Genomic DNA, 16,338 nt, shown 5'->3' on the forward strand with positions numbered 1-16,338 from the left:
AGCGGACGCCTCATGTTCGATCGATGTGACGGTGCGGGCGCTGCGGCCCACGGGAATGCTGGTCATCGGCGCGGCCCTGCGGGCGGCCGATTGGGACGTTCGGGGTTGACCGATCGGCCAAGCGCGTCGCCCATGCGCAAACGTGTCGCGGTCTGGTTGGCGACGCCCACCTGGACGTCGGGCGATCCGGCCTCGGGGACCGGCATATCCATGCCGGCGCGCGCCTGCTCTCGTGCGATGCGGGCAGCCTCGGTCAGCCGCCGGGTCGCGCAATCCAGATGGCCGGCTTTGTAACCGGCGACTTCGACCTCGACGCAGGGTGTGGCGGGTGCCTCGCCACCGATGCGAACCGGCNCGCGGGCGCCGCTCGCTTCTCCCCCCTGTGTTGATGGCGCGGCTTCAGGAGACGCTAGCTCCGGTGGGCTCTGAGCTTGCGTGCTCCCAGCCGGGACCAGTGCGAGCAGACCGCCAAGAGAAAAGACGCGAGCGCGCGAAAGGAGCAATCGCGCGCTCGCGCAGGCCAGTGGACGAACCGTTAGCCGCGCAAAGGGGAAGCGAAGCGAACGGATTCCGACGCGGAGGCGCTGGAATAGGGTGGTGAATCCATTAAGCGACATCGCCGCGATGCTTCGCGTGACCCGGCTCCGCCCGCTGAGGGCGACGGACGAAGCCGGGTGCGGACACCTGTCTGCGGGTGCAATCGTCCGCAGCCAGGTGGAGACGAAGAGGAGCGTCGCGGTCGACATCTTTCTTTAGAACTGCGTCGACAGGTCGATGAAGAAGCGGTCCACCGAGAAAGGCGAACCCGCGATTTCCTCGGCCGACATCCAGCGTCCGCCGAACAGCAGATTGGGCGCGACCGCGTAGTTGCCGCCGACCTGCCAGCCGCGCGCATTGGTGCCGCCGATGTGGAAATCACTATCGGTGAAGGCATCGAGCACCGCGTCGCTTTCGAGGCGGCGGTAGCTGACCCAGGCGTTCCAGTCGCCTGCGCGCGCGCCGGTGACATTGCCCTGACTGGCATCGAGCGCGGAGCCGATGGCCAGGCGGACGTGCCAGCCGCTGTTACCGCCCTCATAAGGCCCTGCGACCGTAATGGTCTTGGTCGAATCGTTCGGGTCCGGGATGGTGGTCGAGGCACCGAGATTGTTGATCGCCCGCGTGCTGACCAGCGCGCGCTTCCAGCCGAGATTGCGGACATAGTCGCCTTCGAGCCGGACGCCGAAGCGTTCGGAGGGGCGATATTCGAGCGCGCCATGGATATTGAGGATCTCGAAATTCGAGGCGAGCCCGAAATACTGGTTCTCGGGCGATCCTACCGGATCGGCGGGATTGGGAGTGATGTTCCGGATCGGGAACATGCTGTTGCCGAACTGCTGGAAGGCAGGCCGGGTCGCATCGGTCGAGCAAGTGAGCTCATACCAGTAGCAGGGCGCTGACTGCTTGCCCTCGACATTGTCGAACCGGAAATAGCCGCCCGCCAGACGCAGGCTGACCTGGTCGATGGGCTTGAACTCAGCGCCGCCTTGCACCGCGAACAGATATCTGTCCTGGCTCTTATAGGGTCCGCCCGTGCCCACCGGCGCGTTGCGCGAGCCGAGGTTGAGATCGGAGTTGAAGATCGGAAACGCGCCCGCCGTGCCGAACAGGGCAAGATTGTCGCCGAGCTTGCCGCGTGCCGATACCGCGACGCCGTCAAAGTTCAGATCCTGATCGAACAGCAGTTCGCTGGTCCAGAAAGGATTGCTGAACCGGCCGAAATCGACACCCACGCCCTTGACCGGGGTCAAATGGATCGCGGCGCGGTCGAGCCAGACCTGATAACCGCCGCCGCCGAAGGCACCCAGCGTCTGGTTGGTCGATACAGGCGTGCGATCGTTGCCGGTGGCGATACGGATGTCGCCTGAAACCCAGTCGGCGATCTGGGCCTTGAGCCCGAGACGCGCGCGAAGCTGGAAGCGGGTGCGGTTCTCCAGGGTGTTGAGAAACGCGGGCGGGACATAGCCGGGCGTGCGGGGGTTGATGTTCTGGGGATCACCCTGGTTGACCGCACCATAATTGGGGAAGATGTCCGAGTTGGACTTGTCCATGAAGATGCCCTCATAGCGGGCACGAATATCGCCATAGAGGCTGATGCGCCGAGTCCACTCGGGCGTCTCGCCGGGCTTCGACCAGCCTTCGGCCTGCGCCTGGCTGGCGAGCTGCGTGCGGACCTGCTCGGTTATCTGGTCGCGCACCACCTGCGGGACATAGGGGATGGTCTGGGTGCCGTCGGCGGAAACCCCGCCCTGGATCGGGGCCTGGACTTGCTGCGGCGAGGCCGGCGCGGTACGCGCCTCGGCGATCATCGCGTCGGCCTCGGCGCGGCTGACCAGGCCCTTCTCGACCATGATCTCCAGCAGCCTGTTCGGGTCGACGGCCTGTGCGAAAGCGGGGCTCGCCATCAGGCTGGTGCCGGCAGCACAGGCCAGAAGCGCGGGTTTTAGGCGATGGCGAATGAAATTGTAGGACATGCTATTTTTCCCCCTGGGAGTGGATGCGTCGGTGAGCTGCACGGACATCGTCAGCCTCCCGAACGGGTGGAGAGTTCAAGGCGCATGGCCGGGAGGCCTGCGGGCGGCGCCTGGCATTGGACGCCGGAGAGGACGGTCTGAATGCGTGCCGCGCGGCGATCGTCGACCCCGCTGGTCACCCGCGCCGTGGCGATCCGTCCATCAGTGCCCATCGTGACCGAAAGCTGAGCGCGATAGTTGCCGCGGGTCAGCTCGCGATCCGCCTGCGCCGCCCGCTGGATGCAGGCCTGAGCGGTGACTGCGTAGGCACGGAACGCATCGCCGGTTCCTCCACCGGGCCGACCACCGATACGCGTGCCCGAGCCGTCGCCACGGGCGAGGCCGTAGTTGCTGGGGCCGGCGCCTTCACGGGCGGTGAGCGCATTGTCGCCGGGCGTTGGATCGCTGTTCGCCTGATCAGGTGGCGGCGGCGTGTCCAGCGGCTGCTCGATCGGCGGTGCGATCGTCGGCTCCGGCGGCTGCTCGACCTGTTCCTTTGGCGGTGGTGGCGGTGGTGGCGGCGGCGGCAAGATCACCGTCGTCGTCTTCATCTCATTGGGACGATCCGAGATCGTCTGCTGCCCCAGGAAGCTGTAGCCGATGACCAGCACCAGGCCGACGCCAACCACGGCCAGCACGCGCCCGAAAGTGATTGGGGACTGCTTGCGGCGGCGCGGGCCATTCGGGCGGCCGGGCGGCATCAAGGTTGCGGCCGCCATCACAAGAGCACCAGCGAGGCGTCATGCTCGCGGCCAAGGCCAGCAAGGAACAGGCGTGCGCCGGTCCAGTCCGCATCCCAGCCCGAGAGATCGAGGCCAAAACGGATGGCTTCGAGCCTCAGGCCGAGTCCGGCCGATCGGTGGGCGGGGCACCGGGAAACGGGGCCGACGTCTGCATCGCCGACACGGGTTGGAGCAGCAGCAGGATTGCCGCGCCCAGAACCAGCAGGAACGTCAGAAGCAGAAATGCCCGGCCGCTGCGACGCCACCAGGGCTTGCGGAAGCTGCGGCGCGAGATCCGCACCATCGGCCTGCGATCCAGCTTGCGGTCGAGCCATCGGCGAAAAGAGAACATGATGCATTTGCCCCTCCCCGCTCAGTTGGCGCTTGGCGGGCGCGTGGACGCCATGCCGAGCGAGGGGACGCCGACCTTGGAACACAGGTCGAGCACCTGCATGACCTTGTCGTATTGCACCGCGCGGTCGCCGCGCAGGATCACCGCGAGGTCCGGCGTAGTGGCGATCGAGGAGCGCAGTTGGCTCTCCAATTCCGCCAGCGACACCGGGATCGCGTCGATCGAGACCGTCCCGTCATTGCTGACCGCGATCACCCGGCTCTTTTGCGCCTCGAGCGTCTTGGCCGAGGAGGCGGACGGCAAGTCCACCTTGATCCCCTGGACCGCCGCCGTCGTCATCAGGATGAAGATGATGAGGAGCACCAGCACCACATCGACGAACGGGGTGATGTTGATCTCGTTATACGGCTTCTTGCCGCCGCCTACCTGCATGCCCATGGCTTGAGCCTCCTGTCAGATCGTGAGGTTCAAGCGGCCTGGGCCGCGGCAGGAACATCCTGCCAGGTCTCGGCGATGCGCTTTTCGAGCTCGTCCACGAAGATGTCGTGGTCGGCGGTGATCTCCTCGATGCGGCTGAGCAGATAGTTGTAGCCGAACAGCGCCGGGATCGCGACCGCGAGGCCAGCCACCGTGGCGAGCAGCGCAGCGGCAATACCCGGTGCAATCGCGTTGATGTTGACCTCGCCCGCAGCGGCGACGCTGGCGAAGGTGATCATGACGCCGAGCACGGTGCCGAGCAGGCCGATGAACGGGCCGCCCGAGATGGCAATGGTCAGCAGCACCAGACGCGCGTTCAGCTTCTGGCCTTCGCGGACACGACCGGCGTCGAGCGCCGAGCGGATCGCCGCGATCGACTGGGCGCGGATCGCGAAGCGCGAGCCTGTGGCTTTGCCTTCCTTCAACCGCTCGGTCAGTTCGCGGCGGCCGATGGCGTAGAGCCGGCCCAGCGTCGAGTCCGCCGCTGCCGAGCCCGGATCGAAGGCCGGGAGTCCGTCATGGTCCCCTGCGCGCCGCGAGAGGCCCGCATAGGCTTCCAGGAACGCCTCATTGGCGCTCCTGACCTTGCCGATCAGCAACCCCTTGCTGATCATGATCGCGATCGCGACCAGCAACATGAACGCGCAGATCAGGATCACCACCCACGCATCGAACGTCAGCGCGCCGAACAGGATCCCGAAATGGCCGCCGCCGCCGGTCTCGACCTTCTGCGCCGTATCGGTGGTGACCAGCTTCGAGGTCTGGCCCTCGCTCGCGGCAGCAAGCTGAAACGCCGACTGCGGCAGCGCCGCGCCAGCGACGCGCAGTTCGTCGATCTCGCCTGCGAACCCGGTGCCAAGCTGCGCGGTGCCCGTGGCGGCTGCAAGCGCACCCGGCACCTCACCGGCAGGCTGGCCGTTGATGTAGAGAACGCTCTTCGCACCGTCATTGACCAGCGCGACATTGGTCCAGCTATCGGCGGTCAACGCCGCGCCATTGCTGCGCTTGCCATTGGCGTCGATGAAGAGCCGGCCACCCTCGGCAACCAGGCTCACGCTACCCGGCAGGTTGAACACCGTTCCGTCGCGGCTTGGTTTGACCCAGAAGCTGATCGAGAGCGGCCCGGCCGCAAAGGCGGACGCAGGCAACGTGATCGGGCTCGTCCCGTCGAGGACGAGGCTCTGTCCGATCAGGCCGCCCGCGTTCCGGCCTTCGCCGCCGCCGGTGGCATTGGCGCCATTGGCGGTCGCGTCCCGAGGGGCTCCCTCGTTATTGAAGTGATAGACCAAACGGTAATCCGGCCCGAAAGTGCCGGCGATGTCCTGGCTCGCGGCCGCCTTCTCGTTGCCGTAATAAGCGTAGATCGCCGAGGCCGCACCGGGCTGGAGACCCTGCACATCGACCCACACCAGAGCCTGTTCTTCCTGCGGGTTCCACTTTTCGACGTGGAACTTGAGCGGGGTGCGATCGTCGCCCGCGACAAAGCGCAGGTCCGAACCGTCGGCCTTCACATCCTTGAAGTTGAAATTACCCGAGTGCAGGCGCACCAGCACCGGCGCACGCGCCACCTCGCCGGTGATCCCGGCGGCCTGCGTATTGAGGTTGATCTTGGTGCGGTAGCTATAGTCCGCTTCCCACCAGGCATGGGCCGGCGAAGCAGCGGTGATGGCGGCAAGCGCGACGGCGCTCGCCACCGCACCCTTACGGGCACGCGTGAGTATAGACATTAAAATTCCCCCTGGATGCGGAAGCGGACGAAGATGTCGCCGGAGTTGGACTCCGGCCCGGATTTGAGCGGCACACCGGCGTCGATCGCACCGCTCAGATGGTTGAAGAGCTTGAGCCGGGCGCCGAGGCCGGCGCTGGAAAGCCAGGTGTCACGCGTCGCGATCTGGCTCGGCAGCGGCTGGTTGATGCCGACATAGCCGGTGTCGACGAATGCGTGGAACCGCAGCTCGTTGACGAGATCGCTGCCGAGCAGCTTTGCAAGGTCTGGCGAGCGCAGCTCGGTCTGGTAGGCAAAGCCATAGTCGCCGATCGCTTCGGACTCGAAGTAGCCCCGGACGCTCGACATGCCGCCAAGGCTGAAACCTTCGTTCGAGATCAGCGGGTCCGGCGACCATTGGCCGGTCAGCTGCGCATTGAGCTGGAGGTCGGGACCGAAGGTCCGCGTCGTCTCCGCATCGAGCTTCAAAGCGATGAAGCTCTGGCGGGCCATGTAGCGCTTGTCGTCGAACCGCTTCCAGCTGTCGCCGAGACCCCGGATGCCAAAGGTGCCCGACAGGGTGATGTTGCTGGTCGAACGATCGCCCGACCAGTCACCGCGCCATGAGGCGATCAGCGGGGCATATTTGATCGGCGCGGATGCCCGGTCGGAGCCGAGCAGGACGTCTTCGGAGAAGTCCTTGTAATCCATCCCCAGCGTCAGGCTGTGATAGAAGCCTTCGCTGCTCCCGAGCGACTGGATCAGGCGGAAGCCGCCCATCTTGCCCTTGCCGATGACGCTGGTGCCGCCGACCACCGCGATGTCGCTGTCGGAATAGACGCCGTAGAGCAAAAGCTGCGTGCCCTGGCCCAGGCGCATCAGGTAATTGCCCGAGAACACCGTGCCGTCGTCGGTCCGGCGCGGCGCGGTCTGCGCCGAGAGCGAGAGGCTGTCGCCCCGGCCCCACATATTGTCGTAGCGGATCGTCGCCGAGGCACGCAGGTCGCTCGTCGCCGAGCTGCTGAAATTGTTGAGTTCGGCCGAGGCGTGGAAGGGCGAGCTTTCCTCGACCTTCAGCACCACATCGAGCGTGCCCGGAGCTTCGCCCGCCCGCAGTTCCGGTGTAACGCGCCGCGTCGGGTTGCTGTTCAGCGCTATGACATCGCGCTGGAAGGCCGGAAGGTTGGGCGTGACGCCAACCGCGACCGACGGGGCCTGAGCCCGGACCGCGTCCGCATTCTTCGTATCGCCCTCGACCAGCAACCGGCCGACCGCTTGCGGCTGCACTTCGAGCACCAGCACGCCGTTGTCTACCGACTGCTCCGGCAGGAACACCGACACCGCAACATAGCCCGCGTCCTCGAACGCCTTCTGGAGCGCTGCGCGAGCAGCCTCGACATCCGCTTCGCTTCGGCTCGGTCCCATGAAGGGATAGACCGCGCGTTCCACCGCATCCGGCGACAGCACCGTGTTGCCCTTGACCTGAAAGGCGCGAATATCGAACCGTGCCGCCGGTGGTTCGGCCTCCACCGCACCGTCTTGCGCCAAAGCCGGTGTCGTGACCGACCACAGTGCAAGCGCGATCGCAGCACCGCTTGACGCGAGCCGCCAGCTATCTTTCTCGAACTTCAAAACCATACCCCCCACCATAAGCGCCGCCACGGCGGGAGGCCGGGCGGCGAACGGTCGCTCGCATCTCAATACGGGTGTCCGAAGACTCGTTTGCTGCAATGCAGCGCCCGTTGACGTCAGCGTGTTAGAAGGGGATGGTTCCGATTCTCAAGGAGAAAACTTGATCAGTGTCGCTTCGTATAATCCAGTCTAAACACTATGAAAGTTGTGTTACAAAAGATCGTGGAGTATCTCAGGATTAAATGGACCTAATCAGCGGATTCGTGGACAGTCCATCTTGATTGTTACTTAGAATGAAAAAGGGGGTTCGCCCTGAATATGCTTCAGGACAGTTCATTATTCTTGAAGGCCCCAATTCCTGGGGCGATGTTAGTCGCGGCGCGACCGGAACGCGCGCGTGCGCGTTTGACTCGGCGTTTCTCCAAAATGACGCTGGTAGGTTCGATTGAGCATGCCCGACGCGCCAAAACCGGCCGCAATCGAGAGTTCACCGATCGATCGGCTTTCGGTCACGCTTTCGAGGCGCGCGCGGACCCACTCGATCCGCGCCTGCAGGACGAGCTGCGTCACCGACATGCCGAGGCAGGTGCTAAAATTGCGGCGCAGCGTCCCCGCCGTGACACCGGCGACCGCCGCCAGATCAACGATCGACCAGGACAGCACCGGGTTCGCGCGGATATGATCCACCGCGCGCTGCACCGACCGCGCCAAGGGAAACAGGGCCGCTTCCCGAGGGCTGGCGCGCAGCGCCTCGACCAGAGCGTCCAATATGCGCTTCTCGGTAAGCTCAGCGGGATTTTCGTGGGCGATTGCCTGGGCCGAGAGCACGAACCGGCAATCGATCGCGGCGAGGCGCCGCGAATTGCCATACACACGCGAACCGACGGCCTGGATCGACGCGCGGGGGACATGCAGGATCAGCGCCCGCGATCCGGCAACCCAGACACTGGTGATTTTCTCCGTACCAGCGACGAGCAGCGCCATGCCCGGCTCGAGCGTGTGGCTTTCGCCATTGCCGACGATCACGGCATGGCCGGCAAGCGGAACGAGGACATGCACCATCGTCTCGGTCGGCGTAATCGATACGGCGCGCTGTCTGCCGAAGACGCGGCGATCGAGTTCGATACGACCGATCTTGACGCGCTGCCGCGCACGATCGTCCTCGGCGGAAGCGATCCGCAACGGCGCCTGGCCGCGCACGGCGCCAGAGCCGACAGGCAGCGCAATGGCCCGCGGCTCAGGGTCGCAATAGTCCAACATGCTCGTGCGCAAAATCACCGCCATCTCATCGACATTCAAAAGCTCGACAGCCGGGACGACGCGATCGCGAACGCAAAAATGCGCGGGGGCAAAGATTATTTTCGGTCAGCTCATGGCGAGCGGTGGAAAGTCACCGAAATCCGCCGATCCTGTCGCGTGCAGCAGAACTGTCATGGTAGCCGACTATTCGCGCGCTGGGGTGGACCCTTGTGCATCATTGCCATGTCAAAAATCAGCCGCGCGGCGTGGCGATGATCGAAACCGTATCGTCCCGACTTTTCGCGATCATCCTGTCGCTGCTCGCCCACGCAGCGCTGATGGCCTTCCTGTTCCTGCTCGATCCCCTCGCGGGCGATGGCGGACGGTCCCGCGTGCGCTCCCAGAGCGAGCGCGTGCTGGTCGTCGAGTTGCTCCCGCTCGATCGAAACGATGGCGGCGCCGTCGCCAACCAGCCCTTGGCACCTCCGGAACTGCCAAGTGATGCCGTGCCCGCCGAAACGCCCGTTCGTCCGCCCCGGCACCTCACGAGCAGCATACCCGATCCGCTCAGCCCCGGCGGCTCACAGTCCGTGCCGGCCGCGAACGCGGTGCGCGAGCCCGGTCAAACCACCGCCGACCTCTCGGGCGCGACCGCGCTTCAGTATCGCGACATCCTCCTCGCCCATATCGCCCGCTACCGCCAATATCCCGAAGAGGCCCGCCTGGGCCGCAAGCAGGGCACGGCCTGGGTCCGCTTCCTCCTCGATCGCGACGGGCGAGTCCTGAAAATGTGGCTGGATCGCGGGTCAGGCATTGCGATGCTGGACAGCGAAGCGATCGCGGCGGTTCGCCGCGCAGCACCGCTGCCCGCCATTCCCGACAGTTTGCCGGCGCAGATCGATATCACGGTCCCGATCGAGTTCAGCATCGAATGATGCAGCCGAACGCGCGCCCTGGATATCTGACGATCGCTCGCGCCATCTCCCGTCGGCGGCACCGTGGCTGATCATGACGCGCGCGCCCCATCAGTCCGCCGGCGAAGGGAAAACCTCCTTCGCGCCGCGCTGCCGTTGCTGCTTGTGGCAACGCCCCCCGGCGCACCGGCGTGGGCGCAGCAGGAAAGGCCGGCAGCATCATCCGAGCGGCAGCGCTACGACATCCCCGCGCAGCCGCTCGATCGGGCCCTCAAGGAACTGGGCACCGTGAGCCGCATCGACATCCTCTACGAGAATGGCGTCGTCGAGAGGAAACGGTCGCACGCCGTCAGCGGCACCCTCTCCGAGCGCGAGGCGATCGCCACCATGCTCCAGGGCACCGGGCTGGCATTCCGGTTCACGAGCGTCACCGCGGTCCTGGTCTTTCCGCCCGAACGCCCGCCGGAACCCGGCATCGACGCCTGGGTCAAAGCCGAAGGCGCGCCGCGCCTCGTGCTCGATACCTTGCGGGTCACCGCGCCGCCGATGATCGGTACGCCCTCGCGTGACCGTTTCGAGCCGTTCGGCCGCAGCGTCCAGGCCGCCATCAACCAGCGGCTGCAAAACGATCCGCGCACGAGCGCCCGGCCGTTTCGCGTGCGCCTGACCGTCGAGATCGACCCCGCCGGCCTGGTTCGACGCCCGACGATCATCCACTCCAGCGGCGATGAAAGGCTCGACCGGGATATTCGTCTCGTGCTCGATGGCGCGCGGATGCCGGTCCCACCGCCGGCCGATCTGCCGCAACCGGTGTGGTTCGAGGTGGCGGCGCGATGATCCGCGATTCTCTTCGAGCCCGCCAGCTAAAGTTGGTGCTGGAATCGACAGCATCTCCGCTTTCCTATCCGCCGGCGGCGCGAGACGATCGGGGGCAGCCATGACCGCTGATTCGCGCCCCGGAGATCGAGACGATGCGGATACGGAATCCCCCGTGTCGGAAACGACGCGCCACCAGCTCCTGCGCGCGCTGCAGGACCGCTATGCCGAACTCAAGTCGCGGCTATCGCGCAGCTTCGCGCCCGATCTTGTCGAAGACGCGCTCCACGACACCTGGCTAGGACTCCAGAAGCCGCGCGATCTCAGTCCTGTCCGCGATCCGGCGTCCTATCTGTCGCGTGCGGTCGCCAACCGGGCCAGAAACATTCTCACGTCCCGCGAACGCTTGCTCGACTTCTCCGACATCATGGATCTGATCGATGTGGTCCAGGAAGCCCCCGGACCGGAGATCATCGCCGGCGATCGCCGCGAGATCGAGCGTATGCAGGCTGCCCTCGCGGAACTGACCGAGCGGCAGCAGGACATTTTCTACGAAACCTTCGTCGGCAATGAATCGCATCACGCCCTGGCGGAGCGCTACGGCGTGACCCTGCGCACGATCCAGAAGGAACTCCAGCGCGCGGTCGAGCACTGCGCAAAACGGCTCGGACGACAAAAATCGTTCGCAACCGGCCTGCCGAAACTGTCATCAAAGCAGGGAGACGATGAATGAAAACCCACCCAAGCGGAACCGCGCTGCATCCATGAACCACGACGATGCCTTGAATGACGACCTCGACCCCCTGATGAAGGAGGCGTTGCAATGGATCGTGCGCTTGACCTCGGGGGCCGCCACGACCGCCGACGCGCGCGATTTCGCGAGCTGGCGCTCTCAAGGGCCAGCCCATGAGGAAGCCTTCCGTGAGGCCGCCGCGTTCCGACAGACCGTGCGCGCGATGAACCTGCCGCACCCGGCCGCGCTGCGTGCCACCAATGTGACGCCCATCCGGCCCCGATCGCGGCCCGTCCTCATGAACCGGCGCGCCATGCTCGCCGGGTCGGGCGCGATCGCCGCCTCGGCCGCCGCTGTCATGGTCGCCAATCCACCGCTCGGGCTCTGGCCTTCCTTCGCCGAGCTGACCGCCGACTATCGCACGGGACAGGGCGAGCGCCGCGACGTCAAACTCGCGGGTGGCGCCACCATCGACTTGAACGCACGGTCCGCCCTGTCGGTCATCAATGATGGCCACGGCATCAGCCTGGTCACCGGCGAAGCCTTTGTCGATCTTCCCGAAACTGCGCGGCCGTTCCTGGCCCGAGCAGGCGGCGAACGCTTCGCCTCGCGCGGAGGCAGCTTCAATATCCGCACGAGCGAGCGCGAAACCTGCGTGACCTGCCTCTCCGGCGCGATCACGCGGGAGAGTGGTGATGTCTCGCAAGCCTTGAAACCCGGCGAGCAACTCGTCGCATCGCCATCGGGCGAAACCAGGGTCGTGCAGGTCGATCCGGTCAGAATCTCCGGGTGGCGGCAAGGATTGCTCGTCTTCCGCAACACGCCGCTCGCCGAAGCGGTCGAGGACATCAATCGCTATCGCAGCGCCAAGATCATCCTCACCAGCAATGATATCGGCCGACGTCAGGTCAATGGCATCTTCCACACCGATCAGATCGAGAATGCCGTCGCCCAGATCCAGCAGCTTCTGCACCTTGGCGTGCGCGAACTGCCGGGTGGCATCGTCCTCATGGGCTGACGTAACAAATCTGTAAAAAACTGTTCGCGTCCAAGCCCTCCCGCCTGTCTCATAGTGGGAGGCAATTCGCGTTCTTCTCACATCGCTGCGACCAGTTCCTCCCTGGCGACGGCTGAAGCGCGCCGCATGACGCCGCTGCCCCCCAAATGATGGCGCGCGAAGGAGGACGCTGATGGCGAAGAGACAACCGCCCAAAATGATCGGGGTCGAATGGGAGGCACGCCATGCCCTTTGAACTCAATCAGCTCCGATACGCGCTCTGCGTGTCCCGGCACGGCAGCTTCGGCCGCGCCGCCGATGTCCTGGGAACTTCGGAGACTATAGTCGAAAATATCGTGTCGGCCCTCGAAACCCGCGTCGGTTTGACGCTCTTCGAACCTGAAGGGGAGACATTGCGGCCAACAGCGCACGGAGGGGAATTCCTGCAGGACGCCGAGCATCTGCTGTGGCGGGCTGACCAGGTGAGCCTGCGCCTCGCCGATGCAAGGTCTGCCGCTCGCGATGATACTGTCCACGGCCGGACTCATCAGAACCTCGGCGAACCGCAGAGCTTCGTTCAAGCCCTGCCGCCGGGCGGCGGACGCATGCATCTCGTCCCATCTTGTTCCGGTCCGCCCGATCCGCCGCAGGTCGATCCGACCCAGCGCTATGTCGATCTGTGCCGCGCCATTCTCGCTGCCCGCAAGCGAGCCGGGCGCGCTTTTGGTCATGATCTGATCAGCGATCCGGCAAGCGAAATGTTGCTGGACCTCTATGTGCGCGAACATGAAGGCCTGACGACTTCGATCACCTGCTTTTGGGGCGCGGCGAGCAGCGCCCTGGGGACGGCGCGACGATCGCTCACCATGATGGAAAGACGCGGATTCATCGTCCGCACCGGTGATCCGAGCGATGGCCGGAGGGCACTGGTCAAACTCACCCCCTCGGCTCGTGAGCTACTCGAGGAATGTTTCGAGGTGATCCTTTGTAGCGCGGCTCTCTCGGTTGACGAGGTGGCAACAGGCGTCCCCCGCCGATTGGCCGGCTGACGGCGCCGTCTCTTTTCGGAGAGGAGGATGAGGGGCGTTGGCGAAAGGACGTGTCGCCAATGCCTCATGCCATCGCCGCGAGAAACCTCGACCTCGAATCCGCCGCCGCGCGCATCGTCAAGCAACTGGGCGGGACCTGGACCGGGCGCGGCGGCCTGTGTCTGTGCCCGGCCCATGCCGACCGTCGCCCAAGCCTCTCGATCCGCGTCGGCACGTTCAGCCTCCTGTTCCACTGCTTCGCCGGCTGCGACAGCATCGATGTCCTGCGCGCGGTCCGCCGCCTTCGGCTCGACATTCCGGCCGCCGATGCACCGCTTGTCCGGCCGTGGCGACCGCGTGACGCGGCCATTGCCGCGCGCGCTCGCACGCTCTGGGAAGACGCCATTCCACTGCTGGCCTCACCCGGCAGCCGCTATCTGGATTGGCGCGGTCTAGGCGGCAGTTGCCTTGCCTTGCGCTTTCATCGGCAAACGCCGCTGGGTGGTGGCCGATCGGTGCGCTTCCGACCCGCGATCCTCGCCGCCGTGCGCTCCGGCGCCAATGAAGTCATCGCGCTCGAGCGGCTGTTTCTGGATCTCCCTGGCGGTCTGCCGGCCGCCGATCTCGATCCTCCCAAGAGGCTGCTCGGACGACCGCGCGACGGCACCGTGCATTTCGGGGTGCCGGGAGCCACGCTCGGGCTCGCCGAAGGCTGGGAGACCGCTTTCTCGGCCCATATCCTGCTGGGCATCCCGGTCTGGGCGACATTGGGCAGCGAGCGCTTCGCGCAGGTCGCCGTGCCCGATCGCGTGACGCGGCTGATCCTGCTTCCCGACAATGATCAGCCCGGCCGCCTCGGCGCCGGGAAAGCCGTTGTCGCCCACGCGCGCCAGGGCCGGACGATCGATCTCCTCTTGCCGGCTCGCGGTCACAACGACTGGAACGACCAGCTCCGCAGTGGAGGGAAGAGAGAGGGGATTTGGGTGCGGAAAGCGGCCTGATGGTCGGGTGCCTGCGCCGCAAAGGAGTAAGACGCATGACCTATCCCATCCTCTACGTGCCCGCGGTCAACTGCCGCGTGGCCGAAGACAATGTCCGCAAGCATAGCAATGCCGACGCGGATGCCCAGTTCGAAGCCCATCTCGGCGAGACCGGCATCGTCCTCCAGAACCTCATCGGCGTGCCGATCAAGCGCCGCAAGGATCATTACGACATCTATGCCGGCGGTCGCCGCCTTTCGCGCACCCTCGCCAATATCGAAAAGGGCGTGCTGCCGAAGGACTTCCAGGTCCCGGTGATGGTGGTGCCGAGCGCCGCCGACGCGATCTCGATGAGCCTCGCCGAGAACTTCTTCCAGCTCGCGATGAATCCCGCCGACGCCTGCACCGCGTTCCGCACGATCATCGACAAGGAAAAGAAGACGGTCGCCGACATCGCCAAGCGGTTCAGCCTGACCGTGCGGTTCGTCGAGGGACGCCTGCGCCTCGCCAATCTCGCGACCCCGGTGTTCGAGGCGCTGGCCAGGGGCGAGATCACGCTCGACATCGCCAAGGCCTATGCCAAGACTTCCGATCCGGTCCGTCAGGCCTCCGTGTTCGAAAGCCTCGCCGGAACCTACTACGCGAACAATGTCGCCGAGATCGAACGGCAGGTCAGCGCCGGCAGCTATAATGGCGGCCATCCCAAGGCACTGCTGGTCGGGCGCGACGCCTATCTCGCGGCGGGCGGCACGATCGACCGCGACCTCTACTCCAATGCCGAAAGTGAACTCTGGACCAATCGTGAACTCCTCGATCAACTCGCCGATGAAGCCCTCGCCGAAGCCGCCGAGGCGATCCGTGAGCGCGAAGGTTTCGCCGAGGTCCGCACCATCGCGGCCACCCATGTGCCCTATACCGCGACCATGGGCCTGCGGCGTATCGACGGCATCCTGCCATCCCTCACCGAGGAGCAGGAAGCCCGTCAGCAGGCGATCAAGGCCGAGATCGAAGAGATCGAGGAAGCCGCCGCGGATAGCCAAGACTATAGCGAGGAACAGCTCGAACGGATCGACGAACTCGAAGAGGAACTCGGCGCGATCCAGGACCGGCAGGCGGTCTATGAACCCGAGCAGAAAGCCCGGGCGCTCGCCTATGTCGTGATCGGCGAGGACGGCCAGCCCATGGTCGAGGAAACCCTGTTTGTCGCTGCGTCGGACGAGGAAGACGAGGATATCGATCCCGACGCCGACGGGGATGACGGCGACGGCTCGGACGATACGGACGCCGCCGAGACGCCGCGCAAGGCCTCGCTGAGCCAGAAGCTGGTCGATCGCCTTGCGCTGATGCGGACCGAGCTGGTCGCGCTGCATGTCGCGAACGATCCGCACTTCGCGATGGATCTGGGCACCTTCATCATGGTCGACGGCGCCCATCGCAAGTTCGCCGGGGCCTATGACCTCGCGTCGGGCCTCAAGGCGCCGCTGCCCGATCGCCGGGTCGGCAATTATGTCAGCGAGACGGCGGCGGCGGAAGCCTGGGCAAAGCTCGAAGCCGACCTCGATCAGAGCTGGCGTGACGGGGACGATGCGGTCGCGCGCTTCGATGCGTTCCGGGCGCTTCCCGACGAGGCCCGCGCCGCCTGGTTCGCCTGGGCGATCGCGCGCACGATCGAGCCGGTGACGGACAGCGGTTCGGGGGCGCCGTTCCTGCGCCATCTCGGCCGCAGCCTCGACATCGATGTCGCCCGCTGGTGGCGTCCCACCGCCCGCAACTTCTTCGACGCGGTGACCCGAAACTGGATCCTCGACCTGTTCGGAGAGATCGGCGGCGAGGATCTCAAGTCCCGCTACGGCGCGGCAAAGAAGGCCGACCTCGCGGCCTCGGCCGAGAAGCTGTTCGCCGGCCAGACGATCATCGAAGCCGAGATCAAGGACAAGGTGGTCGCCTGGCTGCCGCAGCCGATGCGGATCGAGGAACCGGCGCCCGTCGAAAGCAGCGGTCCGACCCGTGCGGAACTTGCCGCCGCCATCGGTGCGCGCGGGGATGCCTCGCTGACCGACGAATCGGCCGACGAGCCGGTCGAGGCGGCGAACGATGGGGCCAATGACCTCGCCAATGAGGTCGATGGCGATGATTTGGCGCAAGCCGCCTGATCAGACCTTTTCATCCCTCTCGGGCCGGGGTGCATCGC

General features: G+C 65.6%; 15 protein-coding genes. 7 read left to right on the forward strand and 8 right to left on the reverse strand.

The features are described from left to right. Positions 1-62 precede the first annotated feature (62 nt). The 8 genes from BHE75_RS24400 to BHE75_RS06860 all read right to left on the reverse strand — a co-directional run bounded on the left by BHE75_RS24400 (position 63) and on the right by BHE75_RS06860 (position 8,724). Positions 63-212 (reverse strand): hypothetical protein, encoded by a 150-nt coding sequence (locus BHE75_RS24400; RefSeq protein WP_191225160.1) that lies wholly within the window; start codon positions 210-212, stop codon positions 63-65. A 540-nt stretch (positions 213-752) separates the two neighbouring features. Then, on the reverse strand, positions 753-2,513 hold the full coding sequence (locus BHE75_RS06830) for a putative porin (RefSeq protein ID WP_070933332.1): 1,761 nt from the start codon (positions 2,511-2,513) through the stop codon (positions 753-755). Between the two features lie 50 nt (positions 2,514-2,563). After that, positions 2,564-3,271: a TonB-dependent receptor gene (locus BHE75_RS06835; protein ID WP_070933334.1), complete on the reverse strand. Its 708-nt coding sequence runs from the start codon at positions 3,269-3,271 to the stop codon at positions 2,564-2,566. Further along, a complete protein-coding gene (locus BHE75_RS06840; RefSeq protein WP_139181656.1) occupies positions 3,271-3,633 on the reverse strand; it encodes a hypothetical protein in 363 nt (120 codons plus the stop codon). Before BHE75_RS06840 ends, BHE75_RS06835 begins: the two co-directional genes overlap by 1 nt. Before the next feature lie 14 nt (positions 3,634-3,647). Then, entirely contained in the window at positions 3,648-4,064 is a 417-nt protein-coding gene (locus tag BHE75_RS06845) for an ExbD/TolR family protein (RefSeq protein WP_139181657.1), read from the reverse strand. Positions 4,065-4,093: 29 nt separating this feature from the next. After that, complete coding sequence (locus BHE75_RS06850; RefSeq protein ID WP_070933338.1) at positions 4,094-5,830, reverse strand: DUF2341 domain-containing protein; 1,737 nt, start codon at positions 5,828-5,830, stop codon at positions 4,094-4,096. Continuing rightward, on the reverse strand, positions 5,830-7,446 hold the full coding sequence (locus BHE75_RS06855) for a ShlB/FhaC/HecB family hemolysin secretion/activation protein (RefSeq protein ID WP_070933340.1): 1,617 nt from the start codon (positions 7,444-7,446) through the stop codon (positions 5,830-5,832). The genes BHE75_RS06850 and BHE75_RS06855 overlap by 1 nt, the downstream gene beginning before the upstream one ends. Positions 7,447-7,809: 363 nt before the next feature. Beyond that, positions 7,810-8,724 carry a helix-turn-helix domain-containing protein gene (locus BHE75_RS06860; RefSeq protein ID WP_139181659.1) on the reverse strand — a complete coding sequence of 305 codons (915 nt, stop codon included), beginning with the start codon at positions 8,722-8,724 and terminating at the stop codon, positions 7,810-7,812. A 227-nt stretch (positions 8,725-8,951) separates the two neighbouring features. On the opposite strand from BHE75_RS06860, the gene BHE75_RS06865 reads away from it, so the two are divergent. The 7 genes from BHE75_RS06865 to BHE75_RS06900 all read left to right on the forward strand — a co-directional run bounded on the left by BHE75_RS06865 (position 8,952) and on the right by BHE75_RS06900 (position 16,300). Beyond that, positions 8,952-9,614 carry an energy transducer TonB gene (locus BHE75_RS06865; protein WP_254684536.1) on the forward strand — a complete coding sequence of 221 codons (663 nt, stop codon included), beginning with the start codon at positions 8,952-8,954 and terminating at the stop codon, positions 9,612-9,614. Between the two features lie 63 nt (positions 9,615-9,677). Then, positions 9,678-10,430 carry a TonB C-terminal domain-containing protein gene (locus BHE75_RS06870; protein ID WP_139181661.1) on the forward strand — a complete coding sequence of 251 codons (753 nt, stop codon included), beginning with the start codon at positions 9,678-9,680 and terminating at the stop codon, positions 10,428-10,430. 100 nt (positions 10,431-10,530) lie between these two features. After that, positions 10,531-11,142 carry an RNA polymerase sigma factor gene (locus BHE75_RS06875; protein WP_191225161.1) on the forward strand — a complete coding sequence of 204 codons (612 nt, stop codon included), beginning with the start codon at positions 10,531-10,533 and terminating at the stop codon, positions 11,140-11,142. Positions 11,143-11,173: 31 nt separating this feature from the next. Continuing rightward, positions 11,174-12,160, forward strand: coding sequence for a FecR family protein (locus BHE75_RS06880; protein ID WP_191225162.1), 987 nt, complete (start codon positions 11,174-11,176; stop codon positions 12,158-12,160). Between the two features lie 224 nt (positions 12,161-12,384). Further along, positions 12,385-13,188 (forward strand): LysR family transcriptional regulator, encoded by an 804-nt coding sequence (locus BHE75_RS23105; protein ID WP_084652983.1) that lies wholly within the window; start codon positions 12,385-12,387, stop codon positions 13,186-13,188. A 59-nt stretch (positions 13,189-13,247) separates the two neighbouring features. Next, positions 13,248-14,168, forward strand: a complete 921-nt coding sequence (locus BHE75_RS06895) for a DUF7146 domain-containing protein (RefSeq protein ID WP_070933352.1) — start codon at positions 13,248-13,250, stop codon at positions 14,166-14,168. 35 nt (positions 14,169-14,203) lie between these two features. Next, on the forward strand, positions 14,204-16,300 hold the full coding sequence (locus BHE75_RS06900; RefSeq protein WP_070933354.1) for a ParB/RepB/Spo0J family partition protein: 2,097 nt from the start codon (positions 14,204-14,206) through the stop codon (positions 16,298-16,300). Positions 16,301-16,338: the final 38 nt, after the last annotated feature.

The sequence above is a fragment of the Edaphosphingomonas haloaromaticamans genome (assembly GCF_001853345.1).
Lineage (GTDB): Bacteria > Pseudomonadota > Alphaproteobacteria > Sphingomonadales > Sphingomonadaceae > Sphingomonas_E > Sphingomonas_E fennica.

Excerpts from the sequence above, each read along its gene's own strand:
- BHE75_RS06850 (WP_070933338.1), bottom strand. The coding sequence starts at position 5,830 with ATGTCTATACTCACGCGTGCCCGTAAGGGTGCGGTGGCGAGCGCCGTC.
- BHE75_RS23105 (WP_084652983.1), top strand. The coding sequence starts at position 12,385 with ATGCCCTTTGAACTCAATCAGCTCCGATACGCGCTCTGCGTGTCCCGG.
- BHE75_RS06865 (WP_254684536.1), top strand. The coding sequence starts at position 8,952 with ATGATCGAAACCGTATCGTCCCGACTTTTCGCGATCATCCTGTCGCTG.
- BHE75_RS06855 (WP_070933340.1), bottom strand. The coding sequence starts at position 7,446 with ATGGTTTTGAAGTTCGAGAAAGATAGCTGGCGGCTCGCGTCAAGCGGT.
- BHE75_RS06900 (WP_070933354.1), top strand. The coding sequence starts at position 14,204 with ATGACCTATCCCATCCTCTACGTGCCCGCGGTCAACTGCCGCGTGGCC.
- BHE75_RS06860 (WP_139181659.1), bottom strand. The coding sequence starts at position 8,724 with ATGGCGGTGATTTTGCGCACGAGCATGTTGGACTATTGCGACCCTGAG.
- BHE75_RS06840 (WP_139181656.1), bottom strand. The coding sequence starts at position 3,633 with ATGCATCATGTTCTCTTTTCGCCGATGGCTCGACCGCAAGCTGGATCG.
- BHE75_RS06895 (WP_070933352.1), top strand. The coding sequence starts at position 13,248 with ATGCCTCATGCCATCGCCGCGAGAAACCTCGACCTCGAATCCGCCGCC.
- BHE75_RS06875 (WP_191225161.1), top strand. The coding sequence starts at position 10,531 with ATGACCGCTGATTCGCGCCCCGGAGATCGAGACGATGCGGATACGGAA.
- BHE75_RS24400 (WP_191225160.1), bottom strand. The coding sequence starts at position 212 with ATGGATATGCCGGTCCCCGAGGCCGGATCGCCCGACGTCCAGGTGGGC.
- BHE75_RS06830 (WP_070933332.1), bottom strand. The coding sequence starts at position 2,513 with ATGTCCTACAATTTCATTCGCCATCGCCTAAAACCCGCGCTTCTGGCC.
- BHE75_RS06835 (WP_070933334.1), bottom strand. The coding sequence starts at position 3,271 with ATGGCGGCCGCAACCTTGATGCCGCCCGGCCGCCCGAATGGCCCGCGC.
- BHE75_RS06845 (WP_139181657.1), bottom strand. The coding sequence starts at position 4,064 with ATGGGCATGCAGGTAGGCGGCGGCAAGAAGCCGTATAACGAGATCAAC.
- BHE75_RS06880 (WP_191225162.1), top strand. The coding sequence starts at position 11,174 with ATGAACCACGACGATGCCTTGAATGACGACCTCGACCCCCTGATGAAG.